Origin of the sequence: Mesorhizobium xinjiangense, assembly GCF_009749525.1 — a bacterium.
Lineage (GTDB): Bacteria > Pseudomonadota > Alphaproteobacteria > Rhizobiales > Rhizobiaceae > Mangrovimarina > Mangrovimarina xinjiangensis.
Genome location: NZ_WOAC01000008.1, coordinates 60,119 through 79,126, shown reverse-complemented (window position 1 = coordinate 79,126; position 19,008 = coordinate 60,119). Strand labels below are relative to the sequence as shown.

The 19,008-nt window shown below is 65.3% G+C and carries 15 protein-coding genes and 1 pseudogene; 9 read left to right on the top strand and 7 right to left on the bottom strand.

Annotated features, from left to right (window positions below):
- Positions 1 to 88: 88 nt before the first annotated feature.
- The 3 genes from GM909_RS10550 to trhO all read right to left on the bottom strand — a co-directional run bounded on the left by GM909_RS10550 (position 89) and on the right by trhO (position 2,977).
- Entirely contained in the window at positions 89 to 844 is a 756-nt protein-coding gene (locus GM909_RS10550; protein WP_157016351.1) for an SDR family oxidoreductase, read from the bottom strand.
- Positions 845 to 1,130: 286 nt separating this feature from the next.
- A complete protein-coding gene (locus GM909_RS10545; protein ID WP_157016350.1) occupies positions 1,131 to 1,868 on the bottom strand; it encodes a tellurite resistance TerB family protein in 738 nt (245 codons plus the stop codon).
- Positions 1,869 to 2,017: 149 nt separating this feature from the next.
- On the bottom strand, positions 2,018 to 2,977 hold the full coding sequence (trhO, locus tag GM909_RS10540) for an oxygen-dependent tRNA uridine(34) hydroxylase TrhO (protein ID WP_157016349.1): 960 nt from the start codon (positions 2,975 to 2,977) through the stop codon (positions 2,018 to 2,020).
- A gap of 172 nt (positions 2,978 to 3,149) precedes the next feature.
- Here trhO and GM909_RS10535 point away from each other — a divergent pair, with 172 nt between their 5' ends.
- Together GM909_RS10535 and GM909_RS10530 are read left to right on the top strand one after the other, a co-directional pair.
- Positions 3,150 to 3,842 (top strand): N-acetylmuramidase family protein, encoded by a 693-nt coding sequence (locus tag GM909_RS10535; RefSeq protein WP_157016348.1) that lies wholly within the window; start codon positions 3,150 to 3,152, stop codon positions 3,840 to 3,842.
- 98 nt (positions 3,843 to 3,940) lie between these two features.
- On the top strand, positions 3,941 to 4,582 hold the full coding sequence (locus GM909_RS10530) for a 2-dehydro-3-deoxy-phosphogluconate aldolase (RefSeq protein WP_157016347.1): 642 nt from the start codon (positions 3,941 to 3,943) through the stop codon (positions 4,580 to 4,582).
- A gap of 119 nt (positions 4,583 to 4,701) precedes the next feature.
- On the opposite strand, the gene GM909_RS10525 is transcribed toward GM909_RS10530, so the two are convergent.
- Entirely contained in the window at positions 4,702 to 6,417 is a 1,716-nt protein-coding gene (locus GM909_RS10525; protein WP_235911815.1) for a DUF882 domain-containing protein, read from the bottom strand.
- A 388-nt stretch (positions 6,418 to 6,805) separates the two neighbouring features.
- Positions 6,806 to 8,323 carry a sigma-54-dependent transcriptional regulator gene (locus GM909_RS10520; RefSeq protein WP_157016346.1) on the bottom strand — a complete coding sequence of 506 codons (1,518 nt, stop codon included), beginning with the start codon at positions 8,321 to 8,323 and terminating at the stop codon, positions 6,806 to 6,808.
- A gap of 146 nt (positions 8,324 to 8,469) precedes the next feature.
- Between GM909_RS10520 and GM909_RS10515 the strand changes: the two genes are divergently transcribed.
- The 3 genes and pseudogenes from GM909_RS10515 (at position 8,470) to GM909_RS10505 (ending at position 11,846) form a co-directional block, all read left to right on the top strand.
- Positions 8,470 to 10,329 (top strand): M3 family oligoendopeptidase, encoded by a 1,860-nt coding sequence (locus tag GM909_RS10515; protein WP_157016345.1) that lies wholly within the window; start codon positions 8,470 to 8,472, stop codon positions 10,327 to 10,329.
- Positions 10,330 to 10,390: 61 nt separating this feature from the next.
- Complete coding sequence (locus GM909_RS10510; protein WP_157016344.1) at positions 10,391 to 10,645, top strand: ribbon-helix-helix domain-containing protein; 255 nt, start codon at positions 10,391 to 10,393, stop codon at positions 10,643 to 10,645.
- A 284-nt stretch (positions 10,646 to 10,929) separates the two neighbouring features.
- Positions 10,930 to 11,846 (top strand): annotated as a pseudogene (locus GM909_RS10505) (heme-dependent oxidative N-demethylase family protein).
- Positions 11,847 to 11,855: 9 nt separating this feature from the next.
- Here GM909_RS10505 and GM909_RS10500 read toward each other — a convergent pair.
- Positions 11,856 to 12,149 (bottom strand): hypothetical protein, encoded by a 294-nt coding sequence (locus tag GM909_RS10500; protein ID WP_157016343.1) that lies wholly within the window; start codon positions 12,147 to 12,149, stop codon positions 11,856 to 11,858.
- A 70-nt stretch (positions 12,150 to 12,219) separates the two neighbouring features.
- Positions 12,220 to 14,055 (bottom strand): dihydroxy-acid dehydratase, encoded by a 1,836-nt coding sequence (ilvD, locus tag GM909_RS10495; protein WP_157016342.1) that lies wholly within the window; start codon positions 14,053 to 14,055, stop codon positions 12,220 to 12,222.
- 318 nt (positions 14,056 to 14,373) lie between these two features.
- Here ilvD and GM909_RS10490 point away from each other — a divergent pair, with 318 nt between their 5' ends.
- The 4 genes from GM909_RS10490 to GM909_RS10475 all read left to right on the top strand — a co-directional run bounded on the left by GM909_RS10490 (position 14,374) and on the right by GM909_RS10475 (position 18,876).
- Positions 14,374 to 14,751: a hypothetical protein gene (locus GM909_RS10490; RefSeq protein WP_157016341.1), complete on the top strand. Its 378-nt coding sequence runs from the start codon at positions 14,374 to 14,376 to the stop codon at positions 14,749 to 14,751.
- A gap of 77 nt (positions 14,752 to 14,828) precedes the next feature.
- The gene (locus GM909_RS10485; RefSeq protein ID WP_157016340.1) at positions 14,829 to 15,509 is read left to right on the top strand and encodes a zinc metallopeptidase; all 681 of its coding nucleotides are present in this window, start codon (positions 14,829 to 14,831) and stop codon (positions 15,507 to 15,509) included.
- Between the two features lie 26 nt (positions 15,510 to 15,535).
- Positions 15,536 to 16,789, top strand: a complete 1,254-nt coding sequence (locus GM909_RS10480; protein ID WP_157016339.1) for a phenylacetate--CoA ligase family protein — start codon at positions 15,536 to 15,538, stop codon at positions 16,787 to 16,789.
- A 131-nt stretch (positions 16,790 to 16,920) separates the two neighbouring features.
- The gene (locus tag GM909_RS10475) at positions 16,921 to 18,876 is read left to right on the top strand and encodes a 5'-nucleotidase C-terminal domain-containing protein (RefSeq protein ID WP_157016338.1); all 1,956 of its coding nucleotides are present in this window, start codon (positions 16,921 to 16,923) and stop codon (positions 18,874 to 18,876) included.
- The last annotated feature ends 132 nt before the right edge of the window (positions 18,877 to 19,008 follow it).

Here is a 19,008-nt window from a genome sequence, read left to right as displayed (position 1 = left end):
CAACCCGCGGCGTCCGGAGCAAGGCCGGCGGCGGCCCTGCCGGGGCGTCGGTTCATTCCGGAGATAGGGTTCGGCCGCAGCAAGCGCGTTATCCGCGGCCGACAAAGGGCATCTTGGTCGCCATGACGGTCATGAAAAGCACATTGGCCTCGAGCGGCAGGCCGGCCATGTGCAGCACCGCATCGGCGACATGGCCGACATCCATGACATCCTCCACGGCAATCTCGCCGTTGGCCTGCGGCACGCCCCTGGTCATCGGCGCGGCCATCTCGGTGAGCGCGTTGCCGATGTCGATCTGCCCGCAGGCGATGTCGAAAGGCCGCCCGTCGAGCACCAGCGTGCGCGTCAGTCCGCTGATGGCATGCTTGGTCGTCGTGTAGGGCACGGATCCGGGCCGGGGCGCATAGGCCGAGATGGAGCCATTGTTGATGATGCGCCCGCCCATCGGGTCCTGGCGGCGCATCTGCCGGAACGCGGCCCGGGCGCACAGGAAGGAGCCGGTCAGGTTGGCACCCACCACATCCTGCCAGACCTCGACGGGTATCTCGTCGATCAGCGTCGACTTGTAGCCCATGCCGGCATTGTTGAAGAGCAGGTCCACCCTGCCGAACTCGGCGACCGCCTTGTCGAACAAGGCGTCGACCTCATCGGCCCTGGATATGTCGCAGCCGATCGCGACGGCGCGTGCCTGCGTCTCGCCGGCCGAGGCGATCGCATCCTCGAGCACGTTCACCCGGCGTCCGGTAAAGACCGTGTTCCAGCCGTTCTTCAAGAGCGCCGTGGCGCAGGCTTTACCGATCCCCGTTCCGGCACCGGTGACAATGGCGACTTTTCCCGTGCTCAATGTCGTCCCTCCTCAACAGCGCACACGCGCTTTGCATCTGTCGCAATTTGCAGATGGAAGCTATCGGCGCAAGGGCGTGACATTGCCGTGCGCGCACAATTTCAGGATTCAATTTTCTCAAGATTTGTTTCGAAGAAAAGGGCGGTCATTTGCGACCGCCCGATTGGACCGTGCTTGGGAGGAGGAAAAAGCCGATCCGACAGGTCGAATCATGCGCCCCGAAGGTTAACGGATTCTTAACGCCCCCGGTACGCCGGATGCCTCCCCGCCCAGGTCCGCAGCGCGCTCACCAAGGCGAATTCGCCGGCGCAGCGGCAGGCTCGGAGGTCTCCTTGGCTTCGCTGACGGTGGCTTCGATATGGTCGATCAACGCATCGGGAAGCCTGAGCCGGCCGGCCAGGAGATCGAGATAGCCGCGTTCGGCGCGGGTCTGCGGGTCGATCGTCAGGCGCGAGGCCGTGTAGAGCTCGACACGCTGTTCTTCCGTGCGCGCCGCATCCACCAGCGCGTCGATGTCGACCGGCTTCTTCAATTCATCGGCCAGAAAGGCCTCGGCCTCTTCGCCAATCCCGGCGAGCTTCAGCCGCTCGGCGATATTGCCGCGTTCGGCCTCGTCGATATGCCCGTCGGCCCGCGCCGCCGCGATCATGGCACGCACCAGCGTCAGCGCGAATTCGGCCTCGCCCTGCGGGGCGGCCGCGGGGTCGAAGCCAGTGCCCGACGGCGGAGCCGGCAATTCGGGTTTCGCCGCCTCGCTGGTGTCAGGCTGCTTGCCGGCCTGGTAATTCTGGTAGGCTTTGTAGGCGAGCCCCGCCACCGCCGCGAGACCGCCGACCTTCAACGCCGAACCCGTGAGCTTGCGTCCGGCCCCGGTTCCCAGAAGCACCGCGACGAGCGCGCCCGATGCAAGCGGATTGTCCTTGGCCAGTTGCGTCGCCTGGCCGGCCTTCTCGCGCACCGTGGAACCGGTCCCCGGAATTGTGGAGCCAAGCAGGTCGTCGAGCAGTTTCTTGGGATCAAGCATGAATTCCTCCGCGGGTTACCTTACCAGGCCGGTGGCGAGGGTCTCGCCCTGGTCGCAATGAGAGCGGCATCGATTGCCGCCTGCAAGGTTAGCTAGGGGCCGAAACAAGACAATACAATGACGCTCATCGACGTTCAGGGCAACGATGCTCAGGCGCCCTCGTTTTCCGATGGAGCGGCCGGCCGGCCGATATGCCGCGACGAACCGCGCCTTTCGGCCAGTTCCACCTGGCGCTGGCGTTCGGCATAGCGCGCGCGATCCTCCGCCGTCCGGCTCTCGTGGCAATGCGGGCACGAAATGCCGGCCACATAATGCGGCGAGGCGCGGTCCCCGCCAGTCAGCGGATGGCGGCAGGCCCGGCAGAGTTCCGCCTCGCCTTCCTCAAGACCGTGGATAATCGAGACCCGCTCGTCGAACACGAAACACTCGCCCTGCCAGCGACTGTCGGCTGTCGGCACCTCCTCCAGATATTTCAGTATGCCGCCCTTGAGGTGATAGACCGCCTCGATGCCGATGGACCGCATATAGGCGGTTGCCTTCTCGCAGCGGATGCCGCCGGTGCAGAACATGGCCACCCGGCGGGCGGCCAGCGCCTCGCGCTGGGCCTCGGCCCAGGCCGGGAAGTCGCGAAAGCTCGACGTGTCGGGATTGACCGCACCGCGAAACGTTCCGAGCGTCACCTCATAATCGTTGCGCGTGTCGATGACGACGGTGTCGGGATCATCGACCAGCGCGTTCCATTCCGCCGGCTCGACATAGGTGCCGGCATCTTGCACCGGGTCGAGATCGCCGACGCCCATGGTGACGATCTCGCGCTTGAGCCTGACCTTCATGCGGTTGAACGGCATCCCGGCGGCCCGGCTGAACTTGATCTCCATGCCATCGAGACCGGGAATGGCGCGTAAATGGTCGACAAGGGCGTCGATCGCCTCGTCGGTTCCAGCCACCGTGCCGTTGATACCCTCATGCGCCAGGAGCAGCGTGCCGCATATGCCGCGCGCGCGGCAGAACGCAGCAAGCGGTTCGCGCAGCTCGCCAAACGCCTCCAACCGGCAGAAACGGTAAAGCGCGGCAACCTTGTATCCGCCGGCGGACGTGGATGTTTTCATGGCGAAAGCGCCTACCGGCTCCGTGCGGCACAATCAAGACCGAGGCCGATTGACGTTTCATTCCCTGATCTTGCGGCATGCAGGCCGCGGCCTCCAGATACCTTTGCAGCATAATCATTTCCCCGCCCGCATCGCGGCTTCGACAATCGGCCGGCAGACGCGAGGAGGCACCATGCTCGACAATGACATCATCCAGGCTGCAATCGATCTGGCCGACCCGGCCGGCATAGACCCGGCCGCGCTGCTGGCCGTGATCGACGTCGAAAGCGGCGGCCGGGCCTTTGCCCGGATCGACGGGCGCGACGAACCCCTCATCCGTTTCGAGGGCCACTATTTCGACCGGCGTCTGTCCGGCAACAGGCGCGAACAGGCGCGCGCGGCGGGGCTGGCATCGCCGACGCCGGGCAAAATCGCCAATCCGCGCTCACAGAGCGCACGCTGGGCGCTCTTCCGCCGGGCGGCGGCGATCGATCACAAGGCGGCCTGCGAATCGGTGTCCTGGGGTCTCGGCCAGGTCATGGGCGCGCATTGGGCATGGCTCGGCTATGGCAACGTCGACGATCTCGTCGCCGAAGCCCGTGCCGGGGTGGCCGGCCAGATCCGGCTCATGCTGCGCTATGTCGAAAAGGCCGGGCTGACGCGCCCGCTCAAGGAGCGCGACTGGCCCACCTTTGCCCGCGGCTATAACGGGCCGCTCTACCGCCGCCACCGCTACGACACCCGGCTCGCCAACGCCTACGCCCGCTATCGGTCCGCCGGCCTGGCAACGGCACGACTGCCCGGCACCGCGAGCCCGAAACAAGACCGGCGGGGATGGCTGAAACGGATCGCCTATGCGCTGCGCGCCGCGCTCGGTGTCATCTGAGGAGCGATCGCCGCACACACCCCGGCTTGTTCGTCCGGTCAGGCTTCTGTATCTGTCGGAAGGTTTCACATCAGCCGCAATGCGAGGTTCGGACCGTCATGTCGCAAAAAGCCGACAAGCTCACCCCCATAATGACGGGGCAGCCGGTGATCCCGGTGCTGAAGATCGAGCGTGCCGCCAATATCGTGCCGCTTGCGACAGCGCTGGCGCGCGGCGGCCTGCCCGCAATCGAGATCACGCTCAGGACCGACGAGGCAATCGATGCCATCCGAATTGCCGCCAGCGAAGTGCCCGAAGCGATCGTCGGGGCCGGCACCGTGCTGCGCGCGCGACAATATGAGGAGGCCGTCAAGTCGGGCTCCCGCTTCATCGTCAGTCCCGGCATGACGCAAGAGCTTCTCGACGCGGCGCGTTCCTATGAGGTGCCGCTGCTGCCCGGCGCGGTCACGCCCAGCGAGATCATGGCGGCGATGGAGGAAGGCTACAAGCTGTTGAAGTTCTTCCCGGCCGAGCAGGCCGGCGGCGCCGCCTTCCTGAAGGCGCTCTCCTCGCCGCTCGCGGATGTGCGCTTCTGCCCCACGGGCGGCATTTCCGCCGCCAATGCCGGTGCCTATCTTTCGCTGCCAAACGTCATCTGCATCGGCGGTTCGTGGGTTGCGCCCGACGAACTCGTCAATGACGGCAAGTGGGACGAGATCGAGGCGCTGGCACGCAAGGCATCGCAACTCGGCAAGAAGTAGCTTTCGGATCAATATGCTGGAACATGTGCCTATCGCTCAATGTTCTAACTGGCGAACAGCCGGTCCAACCACCGCCCCGGCCTCCCCGCGCGCAATGCGGCATAGTTCGGCGGAGCGCCTCAGTTTTCGGTAAATCTGGCCACCGACATGAAGGTGACGGCGTTGCCGCTGAAACGGGCCGGGTCGATGTCGGCCTTATCCTTGCGGAAGCCAGTCGTATAAACCTGCTTCGGCGCTGTGCGGATGGCGTTGTAGGCGAGAGAAGGCGTCGGCGATGCGGCAACGGAGCGGATCGACCGGCTGGCCGCCTCCATCGCCCAGCGCGCGGCGATCCTTTCGACAGGTATGACAACCGGTTTCGGGTCGGGCTTGCCGTCTGCCGCCCGTGGACGAGCCGCCTTCGCGGTCGTTTGCACACCTGTATCGAGCGCCGAGCCGGGTCCGGGCTTGGAGCGTGCGACCGGCGCCAGAGCCACCCGCGAACCCTTGTCGGTGTCGCTGTCCGCGCCGTCCGCGGCCCGCGGTCCTTCTGCGACCGGGTCTCGGAGTTGCGACGGTATCAAGGAAGCGGCCTCGACCGCAGTGCCGGGACGCAGACCCGGCACGGGAGCAAGTGCAGCCAGTTCGACGGGCGACTGCGCGGCAGCGCCGTCGCTCGCCTCATCAGGCCGCGCATTGTCGTTCGGAATCGGCACCGCAACCGGGCGCTCTTCGGCGCGCTGGGCGGCGACGGCCAGCGTCGGATCGACCGGCAGCTCACGCGCCTCGGGACGCCGGATCGGCAACGGGACCTCGACGGTCTCGCCTGCCGGCGCCGCAAAAGCCGTCACGATCTGGTCCACTTCTTCCTGCGTCGCTTGCACGCGCGGCGCGGCAAGCGGCAACGGCACGGCATCGGCAGGCAGAGATGCAAGAATGGTTTCCGGCGTTTCGGCCGCGGGCGCCTCCGGAGCGGCCGCGGGCGCTTGCGGCGGCGCGGGCGCCCGTTCGGCCTGCTGCGGCTGTTGTGCTTGTGCGGGCGTTTGGCGCTGCGCCGGTCTGGAGGCGGACGCCGAGGCACTGCCTGCATCGCGGCTGGCGGCCGAAGCCACCGTTACGTTGCTGTCTTCCTCCTCGTCGGCCCCGCCGCCAAACAGTGCCGAGAGAAATCCTCCGGGCCGCGAGCGGGCCGCGCTGGCAAGCTGAACCGTGGCGCCGCTGCGCTGGCGCGCCTTGTAGGCGGCAAGCGCCTGGTCATAGCCGGGCAGCGGCTTGCCGTCCGTCGGCACGTGCAGGGTCTTGCCATTCGGGAATACGGCGGCGAGTTCACGGCGCGACATGCGCGGCCAATGGCGCACATTGCCGACATCCATGTGCACGAAGGGCGAGCCGGAGCGCGGATAGTAGCCGACGCCGCCGCCCTGCATTTTCAGCCCGATCGCGCGCAGCTTGCTCAGCTTGACGTCGGGAATGTAGAAATCGATCGCCTTGCCCAGCATGTGCTGGCTCGTCTTGGCCACGCCGCTGGAGCGTTTGCGCAACATGGCGTTGGTGGTCGGGGAACGATAGGCGGAGATCACGTGGATATAGTCACGCGAACCGCTGGCGCGATAAGCCTCCCACAAGATATCCATCAGATGCGGATCCATCCTGGTCGGCTCGTTGCGCCGCCAGTCGCGCAGGAAGCGATTGAGCTGGTCCAGGCCGCCCTTGATGTAGCGGCCGTTACGCTTGTAGGTGATTTCGGCCCGCTCCTTCGTATGGACGAAGTAGAGCTTCAGCGTGCGCGTCTCGGCCCTCGCCTCGCCCGCGCCGAAAAGGGCCAGAAGAGCGGCAACAATGAGAAGAACAGGCAAAGTCCGCCGCCCGGCAGGGCGCGAGAACGATGCGTCAATAGGAAGGACGTTATTGCGCAAACCCAAAAGGCCTTGTTGGTTTTAGCCGTGTCCCCGGAAAGATCGAAAGACGCTCTCCGAAACGCCTCTAATATCGTTCCTAATGGTTAACCACCGCTTAGTGAAACCGAAATGCGGTGACAGCATGGCAAAAACCCGGCCGACCTGACCGGCTGGAGTTCTGGTAAACAAATGGTTGCGAAACGTCGCGCGATGCTTGGCGGAAAACCGCGGCTAGCGCGCGTTCGCTTCAAACGGATACGTTTGAAGCAAAAGATATGCGCGCCAGATCAATATTGTTGGAGCATGTACCTTTCGCTCAAACGATTTCGTTTGAGCGGGACATGCTCTATTGGACAAGTCCGAATTCACGTCCCGAATCCGGATCGATCCCGTGCTCCTTGAGCTTGCGGTAGAGGGTGGAACGTCCGATGCCAAGGCGTCGCGCAACCTCGCTCATCTGGCCGCGATAACGCCTGATGGCGTATTGCACCATCTCCAGTTCGACTTCGGCCAACGAGCGCACATGGCCCTTGGCGTCGAGCGCATCGATGCAATCCTCACGCGGCAGATCGTCGATATCTTCCTGGGCCAGCGGAGGCGCGGACGCGACGACGCGCGGCGCGTCATGGCGCCGATCGGCCAGGGTAAGATCGGGCTCCTCCGCCGTATCGACCGCCCCCACCTGGGCGCGGATCTGCGGAAACTCCTCGCTCGTCAGCGTCGAACCTTCGCACAGCACGACGGCGCGGAAGACGGCGTTCTCCAACTGGCGGATGTTGCCGGGCCAGTCATAGGCCTTCAGGAGCGCCATCGCCTCTCCGGCAATGCCCGAGACGCGGCCGCCGGTCTCGGCCTTGCCCATGCGTTCGATGAAGAGGGCCACGAGATCGGCAATGTCCTCGCGCCGCTCGCGCAGCGGCGGCACGAAGACGGGAAAGACGTTCAACCGGTAGAACAGGTCCTCGCGGAACGCCCCGTCCTTGACCCGCTGCAGGAGGTTGCGATGGGTGGCCGAGATCAGGCGGATGTCCACCTTGGCCGACTTGCGCCCGCCGACGGCATCGACCTCGCCGTCCTGGACGGCCCGCAGGAGCTTGACCTGCACGTCGAGCGGCAGGTCGCCGATCTCGTCGAGAAACAAGGTCCCGCGGTCGGCCTCGACGAATTTGCCCGTGTGCTTCTCCGTGGCACCGGTGAATGCGCCCTTTTCATGCCCGAACAGGATGGATTCGACCAGATTGTCGGGGATGGCGCCACAATTGACCGTCACGAAGGGCTTGGACCGGCGGCCGCTTGCCCCCTGTATGGCCCGCGCGACGACCTCCTTGCCGACGCCCGACTCGCCCTCGATCAGGATCGGAATGTTGGAGGCCGCGGCCTTCTGGGCGAGGCGGATCACGCGTTCCATGGACGGGCTGCGCGATTGCAGGTCCGAGATCGTCAGGCTACCGGCTTGGACCGGTGCGCCGCGCCCGGCCACACCGCCCTTGGCCTGGACCTTGAGGGCACCCGCCACCACGGCGTTGAGCTTGTCGGGCGAGACGGGCTTGACGACGAAGTCGAATGCGCCGGCGCGCATGGCCGCCACGACAGTGTCGATGCCGCCCTGCGAGGTCTGCACGACCACCGGCACGGCAATGCCGCGTTCGCGCATCGTCTCCAGCACGTTCAGCCCGCCGATGTCGGGCATGACGAGGTCGAGCACGACAAGCGAGACGTCGCCGCCGCGCGGACCCTCGAACGCGGCCAGAGCGGCCTCGCCGCCATCGACGCACAGGATCTCGTAGCCGCCCCTGGCCAGAGCGGCCTGCAGCAGTCGGCGCTGGATTGGATCATCGTCGACGATGAGGATGAGATCCGACATGAATCCTTCGCAATGCCCATCTATTGGCGAAACGCGTCTGGATCATCATGGCACGGGCTTCTAAATAGGGGCTCAAGAAAGCCGGTGAACGAAACCTTTGCACCTTTCATCGAAATCGACACTTTTCGCCTGGCAGGGGACATTCAATGAGCATCGAACGCCTATTCCACCACGCCGCAGCGCAGCTTCCCGAAGGTGGTGGGGCACCGAAACGCACGGCATCGCAGTTCGGCGACCTGCCCGAATGGAACCTCAGCGATCTCTATCCGGCGATGGATGCGCCGGAATTGCAGCGCGACCTGGCGCGCGCCCTTTCCAACGCCATCGCCTTCGAGGAGACTTGGCAAGGCAAGCTCGCCACTGAGGCCGCGCGCGGCAAAGACGGCCGGCTGGGCGCTGTCATGCAGGCCTATGAGGCGCTGGAGGAGCTGATCGGCCGCATCGTCTCCTATGCCAGCCTCGTCTATGCCGGCGACACCAGCGATCCGCGCCGTGCCAAGCTCTATGGCGACGTGCAGGAGAAGATGACCGATGCCAGCGCGCATCTGCTCTTTTTCGCGCTGGAACTGAACAAGATCGACGAGGAGACGGTCAACGCGGCGCTCGACGCCGATCCCGCCTTCGCCCGTTACCGCCCCTGGATCGTCGATTTGAGAAAGGACAAGCCTTTCCAGCTCGAGGACCGGATCGAGCAGCTTTTCCACGAAAAGTCCGTCACCGGACGCGGCGCCTGGAACCGGCTGTTCGACGAGACGATGTCGGCACTGCGCTTCAAGGTCGACGGCGAGGAGATGACGCTCGAGCCGACGCTCAACCTGCTGCAGAGCGCCGATGGCAACGAGCGTCAGACGGCGGCGGAAGCCCTGGCGGCAACCTTCAAGGACAATCTGCGCACCTTCACGCTCATTACCAACACGCTGGCCAAGGACAAGGAGATTTCCGATCGCTGGCGCGGCTTCGAGGATATTGCCGACAGCCGTCATCTGGCCAACCGCGTCGAGCGCCCGGTGGTGGATGCGCTGGCGGCCGCCGTCAGGGACGCCTATCCGCGGCTATCGCATCGCTATTACGCCATGAAGGCGCGCTGGCTGGGCATGGAAAAAATGAACCATTGGGACCGCAACGCGCCCTTGCCCGAAACGCCGCAGACGGTCATCGGCTGGGAGCAAGCCAAGCAGACGGTCTTGTCGGCCTATGGCGGCTTTGCACCGGAAATGGCCGATATTGCGCGCGTCTTCTTCGACAAACGGTGGATCGACGCGCCGGTCAGACCCGGCAAGGCACCCGGCGCCTTCGCCCACCCGACCGTGCCCTCGGCCCACCCTTATGTTCTCTTGAACTATATGGGCAAGCCGCGCGACGTCATGACCCTCGCCCACGAGCTCGGCCACGGCGTGCACCAGGTGTTGGCCGCCCAGCAGGGCGCCCTGATGGCCTCCACCCCGCTGACGCTCGCCGAGACCGCCTCCGTCTTCGGCGAGATGCTGACGTTCCGCTCGCTCATCGACGCGACAACGCAGCGCCGCGAGCGCAAGGCCATGCTGGCGCAGAAGGTCGAGGACATGATCAACACGGTGGTGCGCCAGATCGCCTTCTACGAGTTCGAGCGCAAGGTGCACACCGAGCGCCGCCGCGGCGAGCTGACCTCCGATCAACTCGGCGAATTCTGGCTCGACATACAGGCCGAAAGCCTCGGCCCGGCCATCAAGCTGCGCGAGGGATACGAGACCTTCTGGGCCTATATCCCGCACTTCATCCACGCGCCCTTCTATGTCTACGCCTACGCCTTCGGCGACTGCCTGGTGAACTCGCTGTTCGCGGTCTACCAGAATGCCGAGGATGGCTTTCAGGAGAAATATTTCGACATGCTGCGCGCCGGCGGCACCAAGCACCATTCCGAGCTCCTGGCGCCCTTCGGTCTCGACGCTTCCGATCCGAAATTCTGGGGCAAGGGTCTGGCGGTGATCGAAGGCCTGATCGACGAGTTGGAAGCGCTGGATGATTGATACGGGGCTGGATGGCCAACCCCTTTGTGATATTCTTCAGGCCTGACAACGGAGTGAAGGTATGAACCTCCCGCTCAAGCAAGACGTCAAGGACTGGGTTGCCAGGCAAGTCAGTTCCGGCCGATATGCATCGGAAGCAGATGCGATCGACGAGGCGCTGCGCGAGAAGATCGAGAACGAGGCGGCGGACCGCATCCTGTCACGCATCGAGGAATCGGAGCAGCAATACGAGCGCGGTGAATTTGCCGTCGCCGACGATGCATTCTTTGATCGCCTCCGTGAGCGGATCATACAGGCTAGGGCAAAAGGCTCCTGATGGCGTTCCGGGTTGTTTTCTCGGACAACGCAGCCAATGATCTGCTCTCGATTGTCGAATTCATTGCAAAGGACAATGAAGCGAAAGCGCTGGCATTTGTAGACGGGCTGCAAACGCGGATCCGTGCCAAGCTTGCCACATTTCCCCTTCTGGTCCCGAAATCGGCGCCTATCGATACATGGTCCTCGACAATTACGTCGCGATCTACAGGGTCGACGAGCACAAGGAGGACGTTGTCGTCATGGTTGTCACCGAAGGACATCGAAACTGGCGCAAGGTCTTGGGTGAATAGCCCCGCCCACACCCCCTATGACGGCTCGGCCAAGCCCTTCACCATCGGGCTGAAACCGCTCGATCCCGCCACCTGGATCGAGATCGACGATCATCTCGAAGCCTATCTCGCCGAGAAGGAGCGTCACTTCGCCGAGCGCCCGGCGCTGGTCTTTGCCGAGGAGGCGCAAACCCGCGATGCCCAGCAGGAAGCGCTTGAACTGCTTGTTTCGCATCTGGCCGCGCACCATGCCGATAGCCATGCGATCGACACCGCAGCCGTGACCATCGGCGCTCACCGCCATGTTGCACTCGACAGCGCCGAACCGCCATTGAAGACCGCCTCGCGGCTGGTCCAGGAAGATCTCGTCCTCATGCGCCGCGGCGAGCGTGGATGGCGGCTGGCTGCTGCGTCGCTGTGTTTCCCTTCTTCGTGGAGCCTGGCGGAAAAGTTCGGCCATCCGATCGAGGACATCCACACCCCCGTCCCCGGCTTCGGCCGCGGCACACGAACGGCGCTGCTCATCAACCGTATCTTCGACAATCTCAAGCCCGGGCAGCCGGTCGAGCGGATGAACTGGTCATTGCAGGCGGACGACGCGCTTCACAAGCCGATGTCCTCGTTTCAGCGCAACGAAAGGGCGGCCGCACGGCCGGCGCGCTTTGCTTGCGACGATCCCTCGGCCGGCGCCTTCATCCGTGTCGAACGCCAGACCCTGCGCCGGCTGCCGGCATCCGGCGATATCCTGTTCACCATCCGCATTCATCTCGACCGATGCGCATGCTGCAAGCGCATCCCGACCGTGCCAGGATGGCCGCGTCCTTCGCCGCGCAACTGCGCGCGCTCGACACGGATCAACTCGACTACAAGGGTCTGATAGCCGATCGAGACCGGATCGCCACGGTATTGGAGGCGATGGCGCAGGGCTGAGCCCGGATCTCAGATGCCCGAACCGAAGAGTTCCTGACCTTCTTCCCACGGGCTCGGATGCGGCTCGGCGCCGGCCTTCGGCAGCGGCATCCAGCATTTCAACTCGGGCTCGGCATAGCCGACGATCTGGCCGGGATGCGAATCGGCCGATCGCCACCCTTCCGGGCCGAACTGATCGGCCCGCGCCCAGTGAACCACATCGACCTCGGCCGGCCCCTGCTCCGACGCACCCACCGTCGCGAGAATACGGCTCCCGTCGCGCGGCGCCAGGTTCATGTGCCGCCAACCTGTCGTCTCGTCCATGGCGATCCTCCTGGAAGACAGGTTAGAACGAGCAGGCGCGGCCGGCAATGCAGTTGACGAAGCCGCAATCCTACTCCGGCAACACCCGCACCGCGCCCTTGTCGGCACTGGAGGCAAAGGCGGCATAGGCCTTGAGCGCCTTGGTCACGTTGCGCTTGCGCGGCTCCTGCGGCTTCCAGCCGAGTTCGTTCTGCTCTTTGCGGCGGCGCTCGAGTTCCTCGTCCGCAACCATGAGATTGATCGTGCGGTTCGGAATGTCGATCTCGATCGTGTCGCCTGGTCTGACCAGGCCGATCGCCCCGCCGCCGGCGGCCTCCGGCGAGACATGGCCGATCGACAGGCCCGAGGTGCCGCCCGAAAAGCGCCCGTCGGTGATCAGCGCGCAGGCCTTGCCGAGCCCCTTCGACTTCAGATAGCTGGTCGGATAAAGCATTTCCTGCATGCCAGGCCCGCCTTTCGGGCCTTCATAGCGGATGACGACCACGTCGCCGGCCTTCACCTCGTTGCCGAGAATGCCCTTTACCGCCGCGTCCTGGCTCTCGAAGACGACCGCCGGGCCGGTGAATTTCAGGATCGATTCGTCGACGCCGGCCGTCTTCACCACGCAGCCATCGGGCGCGATGTTGCCTTTCAGCACCGCCAGCCCGCCATCCTTCGAAAACGGGTGGTCGGCGGAGCGGATCACACCGTTTTCGCGGTCCAGATCGACCTCGTTCCAGCGCGCCTCCTGGGAAAACGCCACCTGGGTCGGCACGCCACCGGGTGCGGCCTGATAGAAGCGGCGCACCGACGCGCTGTCGGTCTGTGCGATATCCCAGCGATCGATCGCATCGCCAAGCGTCGCCGCATGCACGGTCGGCATCTCGCGCTTGATCAGCCCCGCCCGGTCAAGCTCGCCGAGGATCGCCATGATGCCGCCGGCGCGATGGACGTCCTCCATGTGCACGTCCGACTTGGCCGGCGCCACCTTGCACAGGACTGGCACGTGGCGCGACAGGGCGTCGATATCGTCCATGTCGAAATCGATGCCGCCCTCGCTGGCCGCGGCGAGGATGTGCAACACCGTGTTGGTCGAGCCGCCCATGGCGATGTCGAGTGTCATGGCGTTTTCGAACGCGCCCTTGGCGGCGATGTTGCGCGGCAGCGCCGTCTCGTCGTCCTGCTCGTAGCAGCGCCGCGCCAGGTCGACGATCAGGTGACCGGCCTCGACGAACAACCGCTTGCGGTCGGCATGGGTGGCCAGCGTCGAGCCGTTGCCCGGCAGCGACAGGCCGAGCGCCTCGGTCAGGCAGTTCATCGAATTGGCGGTGAACATGCCCGAGCACGAGCCGCAGGTCGGACAGGCCGAGCGCTCGATGGTCTGCACGTCTTCCTCCGACACCTTGTCGTCGGCCGCCGCCACCATGGCGTCGACCAGGTCGAGCGCGACCTGCTTGCCCTTGAGCGTGACCTTGCCGGCCTCCATCGGACCGCCGGACACGAAGACGACCGGGATGTTGAGCCTGAGCGCGGCCATCAGCATGCCGGGCGTGATCTTGTCGCAATTGGAGATGCACACCATCGCGTCGGCGCAATGCGCATTGACCATGTACTCCACCGAGTCGGCGATGATCTCGCGCGAGGGCAGCGAATAGAGCATGCCGTCATGGCCCATGGCGATGCCGTCATCGACGGCGATCGTGTTGAATTCCTTGGCCACCCCGCCCGCGCTCTCGATCTCGCGCGCCACGAGTTGGCCCAGATCCTTCAGATGCACGTGCCCCGGCACGAACTGGGTAAAGGAGTTGACGACGGCGATGATCGGCTTGCCGAAATCGCCATCCTTCATGCCCGTTGCCCGCCACAGGCCGCGGGCGCCGGCCATGTTGCGGCCATGGGTTGTCGTGCGGGAGCGGTATTGCGGCATCGTGCGTATCCTGTCGTCTTCGTTCTTGCCGGCGTCCGGCCGATTGGTCCGGAGCGCCTACATAACGCCGATTTCGGCCGGCCGGAACCCGCTGGCCCGATAAATTCCCGGCCCGACCGCAGACCGGCCGCCGCACCGTTTCCGCTTTATTCGAACCCGTTATGTGTTTTGGCCGCCAATGGTCCTTCAGGAGGGACCCGTGGCAGTTCCGCAACATCCTGGTGCGGTAAGTCCTTCGTACAGGGGGCCAACGGCTTGCTTTTGACTTTGTGTCCCGGCATGTAGATGGCAAGCGTACCGAGGAGAGGGAGCGCCACGATGAAGATGACCCGTCTATTTACGGCCGCAGCCGCTTTGGCAATTCTGGCCGGCTGTCAGACCGGCGGCCCGATTGGTGGCCCGGTCGCACGTGCGCCTTCCGGCGTGGAAGGTGACTGGATGAGCACGGACGGAACGTCGCTTTCACGTTTCAGTCCCGGCGGCACGTTCGAGACGGTGGCCACCGACACCGGCAACCGGCTGTCCGAGGGCACCTATGAATATCGTGACGCCCAGACCGTCGACATCCTCATGAAGTCGCTCATCCGCCAGACGACGCAGCGTGTCGCCTGCGCGCAGGTCACGCCGACCCAGCTCAACTGCACCAACGCGGCCGGAAATCAGTTTGTACTCGTACGCGGCCAAGGCGTATCGTGACACATCGCCGGCGCGCGCGCTGAAGAGATCGCGCAGCGTGCCGGCAGCCTGCCCCTCGCGACGACATGGAGTGGGCGATGCTGGTGGTCCTTGGAATTGCGGCGCTCCTGGCTGCGGTGATCCTGCCGCAGCTCTGGGTGAGCCACACGATAGCGCGTCACGGCCGCGACCGGCCTGATCTTCCGGGCAGCGGCGGTGAGCTCGCCCGCCACCTGCTCGACCGCTTCGGGCTCGACCATGTCGCGGTCGAAACCAGCCAGAATGGCGATCACTACGACCCCGATGCCCGGGCCGTGCGGCTCCTGCCGGCCCACCACGACGGACGTTCGATCTCCGCCGCCGCGATCGCCGCACACGAGGTCTCCCACGCTGTCCAGCACGCACGCGGCGAAAGGCTGCTTGCCGCAAGGCAGAGCCTGGCAAGGATCGCGCTTGCCAGCGACCGACTGGCCGGCATCTTCTTCGTCGCGGCGCCCGTGCTTGCCATCATCGCCCGCACGCCCATGGCGTTTGTCGCCATCGTCGCCGCCGGCGTCGCTCTGCTCGGCGTGCGGGTGCTCGTCAGCCTCCTCACCCTGCCCGTCGAGATCGACGCCAGTTTCGGCAAGGCACTGCCCATTCTGGACGACGGCCGCTACCTGAAGGCGTCCGACATGCCGGCGGCGCGCAGCGTCCTGAGGGCAGCCGCGCTGACCTATGTCGCGGGCGCCCTGATGTCGCTGGTCAACCTTGCGCGCTGGGCCAGGCTCCTGCGATAACGGGCACAAAGGGAGGAGTTCAGGCAATGGGCGAATATTACGACGATCTCGAAACACGGGATCAGGCGCAGCGCGAGGCTGAGCTTTTCAGGCGCTTGCCTGCATTCCTTTCCGAAGCGGCCGCGCGGGTGCCGGGTCTGGCGCGCAGGCTCGAGCATGTTTCGCCGGGTGACATCGCCTCGCCGCAGGCGCTGGCGCGGCTGCCGGTTCTGCGCAAGGCCGAACTGATGGAGCTCCAGGCCAAGGAGCCGCCCTTCGGCGGCTTTGCCGATGTTTCCGCCCTGGCGGGACGGCGCGTGTTCCTTTCGCCCGGACCGGTCTGGGAGCCGCAGGGACCCGGCGCCGATCCCGGCCTCGCCGCCCGCGCCTTCTTCGCCGCCGGCATCCGGCCAGGCGATATCGTCCACAACGCCTTCGCCTATCACCTGACGCCGGGCGGTTTCATCCTCGATGAAGGCGCGCGCGCCCTCGGCTGCACCGTCTTTCCCGCCGGCGTCGGCAACACCGAAATGCAGGTGGAGGCGGCCGCCGCGCTCAAGCCCACCGTCTATTGCGGCACACCCGATTTCCTCAAGATCATGCTCGACAAGGCGGCCGAAGCCGGACACGATCTTTCCGCCTTCCGCCGGGCGCTGGTCTCCGGCGGGGCGCTGTTTCCAACCCTGCGCGAGGAATACCGGGCGCGTGGCATTTCGGTCTTCCAGTGCTACGCGACGGCCGAGTTCGGCGTCATCGCCTATGAGGCGGCTGGCGAAGACGGCGCGCCGCTGCCGGGAATGATCCTCAACGAGGATCTTATCGTCGAGATCGTGCGACCGGGCACCGACGCCCCGGTGGAAGAAGGCGAGGTCGGCGAGATCGTCGTCACCTCCTTCAACCCGACCTATCCCTTGCTTCGCTTCGGCACCGGCGACCTGTCGGCCATCATGCCGGGGCGCTCGCCCTGCGGCCGCACGGGCCGGCGCATCCAGGGCTGGATGGGGCGGGCGGACCAGCGCACCAAGGTCAAGGGCATGTTCGTCGACCCCAAGCAGGTGGCAGAGATCGTTCGCCGGCATCCGGAGGTCGCGCGCGCCCGGTTGGTCGTCAGCCGCGCCGGAGATACCGATCGCATGGCCTTGCATGCCGAGCCGGCAAACGGGCGCGAGCTCGACGCGAACGCGCTCGCCGCCTCGCTGCGCGAAGTGACCAAACTCGCCGGCACGATCGTAGCGGCCGCAGCCGGCTCTCTGCCCAATGACGGAAAGGTTGTGGCCGACGAACGCGACTATTCCAAATAGCACCTGTGCATTGTGCCAAAAGCGCTTGCATAGGCGATTGGCTTGGTGTGAACATGCAGAAAATAGCCGTGCGACATGCGCGATCGCCAGGGGTTGCCGGTCGTGCCGCCGCTGAATGGGAGACAACAACGATGAAGAAACTCGCAGCCATTGCGGCACTCTCGGCATCCGGCCTGGCGCTTTCGACAGCCACGTCCTTTGCCGACTACACGCTCAACATTCTTCACATCAACGACTGGCACAGCCGCATTGAATCGATCAACAAATACGATTCGACCTGCTCCGCCGAGGACGAGACGGAAGGCAAGTGCTTCGGCGGCGCGGCACGCCTGGTCAGCGCCGTGCGCGAGCGCCGCGCCGCGCTGGAGGGGCAGAACGTCCTGTTCCTGAACGCCGGCGACAATTTTCAGGGATCGCTGTTCTACACCACCTACAAGGGCGCGGCGGAAGCCGAATTCCTCAACCAGATGGCAACCGACGCCATGGCCGTCGGCAACCACGAGTTCGACGACGGCGAGGACGGTCTTGCGACCTTCCTCGACGCGGCCGAGTTTCCCGTGCTGAGCGCCAATGTGAAGGCGGGTGCCGCTTCGGCGCTCGGAGACCGGGTGAAGCCCTATGTCGTGCTGGAGGTCGGCGGTGAACGGATCGGCATTGTCGGTGCCGTTGCCAACGACACGGCCGAGCTTTCCTCGCCCGGCGAGCACGTCATGATCGAAGAGGATGTCGCCACGATCACCAAGGCCGTCGAGGCGGTCGAGGCCGAGGGCGTCGACAAGATCATCGCGCTCACCCATGTCGGCTATCCGCGCGACCTGGAAGCGATCGCCAAGATCCCCGGCGTCGACGTTGTCGTCGGCGGACACTCCCACACCTTCCTGTCGAGCACGGCGGAAGGCGCCGAAGGCCCCTACCCGACCATGGTCGACAATCCCGACGGCCATGCAGTGCCCGTCGTCCAGGCCGGGTCCTATTCCAAATATCTGGGCGATCTCAAGCTGGTCTTCGACGATTCCGGCGTGGTGACCGAGGCGGCCGGAGAGCCGCTCCTGCTCGACGCCTCGGTGACGCCGGACGAGACCGTTCTGGCGCGCGTGAAGGAACTTGCCGCGCCGATCGAGGATCTGAAGGCCCAGATCATCGGCGAGACGACCGCGCCGATCGACGGCAGCCGCGAAAGCTGCCGTGCGCGCGAATGCGAGATGGGCAATCTGGTCGCCGACGCCATGCTCGACCGCGTTGCCGACCAGGGTATCCAGATCGCCGTTCAGAATGGCGGCGGCTTGCGCTCGTCGATCGACGAAGGCCAGGTGACGATGGGCGAAGTGCTTTCGGTCCTGCCGTTCCAGAACACGCTGGCCACGTTCCAGCTGACCGGCAAGGACGTCGTCGCCTCACTCGAAGGCGGCGTCAGCCGGATCGAGGAAGGCGCCGGGCGCTTCCCGCAGGTCGCCGGGCTTCGCTATACGTTCGACGCCTCGGTCGGCCCGGAGGAAGGCCGCATCACCGCGGTCGAGGTGCGCGAGAACGGCGAATGGGCGCCGATCGACGAGGCAAAGACCTATGGCGTCGTCACCAACAACTTCATGCGCAATGGCGGCGACGGCTACGCGCTGTTCAAGTCGAACGGTCAGAACGCCTATGACTTCGGGCCTGGGCTGGAGCAGGTGCTGGCGGACTATCTGGCCGAAACCGGGCCCTATACGCCGATGCTCGAAGGCCGCATCAGCGCGGTCCCCATGCCGGCGGAGGAAGAGGCGTCCGGCGACGACGCGGCCGCCGCGCAATCCGAAGCCGCGGCAACGGACGGCGCGGTCGCAATGCCCGACCTTCCTGCCATGTCGTCGACGCTGACGAGCGAGCCGCCGAGCGTCGATGTCGAGCCGACCGTGGCGGCGGCAGAGCCGGCCGAGGACGCCATGGCACAAGACGCCTACACCATCATGGCCGGAGACAATTACTGGAAACTGGCCGAGAAGTTCTACGGCGATCCCTTCATGTGGAAGACGCTCGAGGAAGCCAATCCGGACTACCGGGCCGAGGCTCTGCCGATCGGCGCAACGCTGACCGTACCGCCGGCCAACTGAGGCCGGCCCCTTCCCGCCCCCGGGAATTGCGACCAATCGACCCGCCTTGCGCCGCAGGGCGGGTTTTTGCTTTTCCGGCAGTGCGAATAGGATAGCTCTCGCTTGAAACGGCACCGTGCGGCTTTAGAGCAT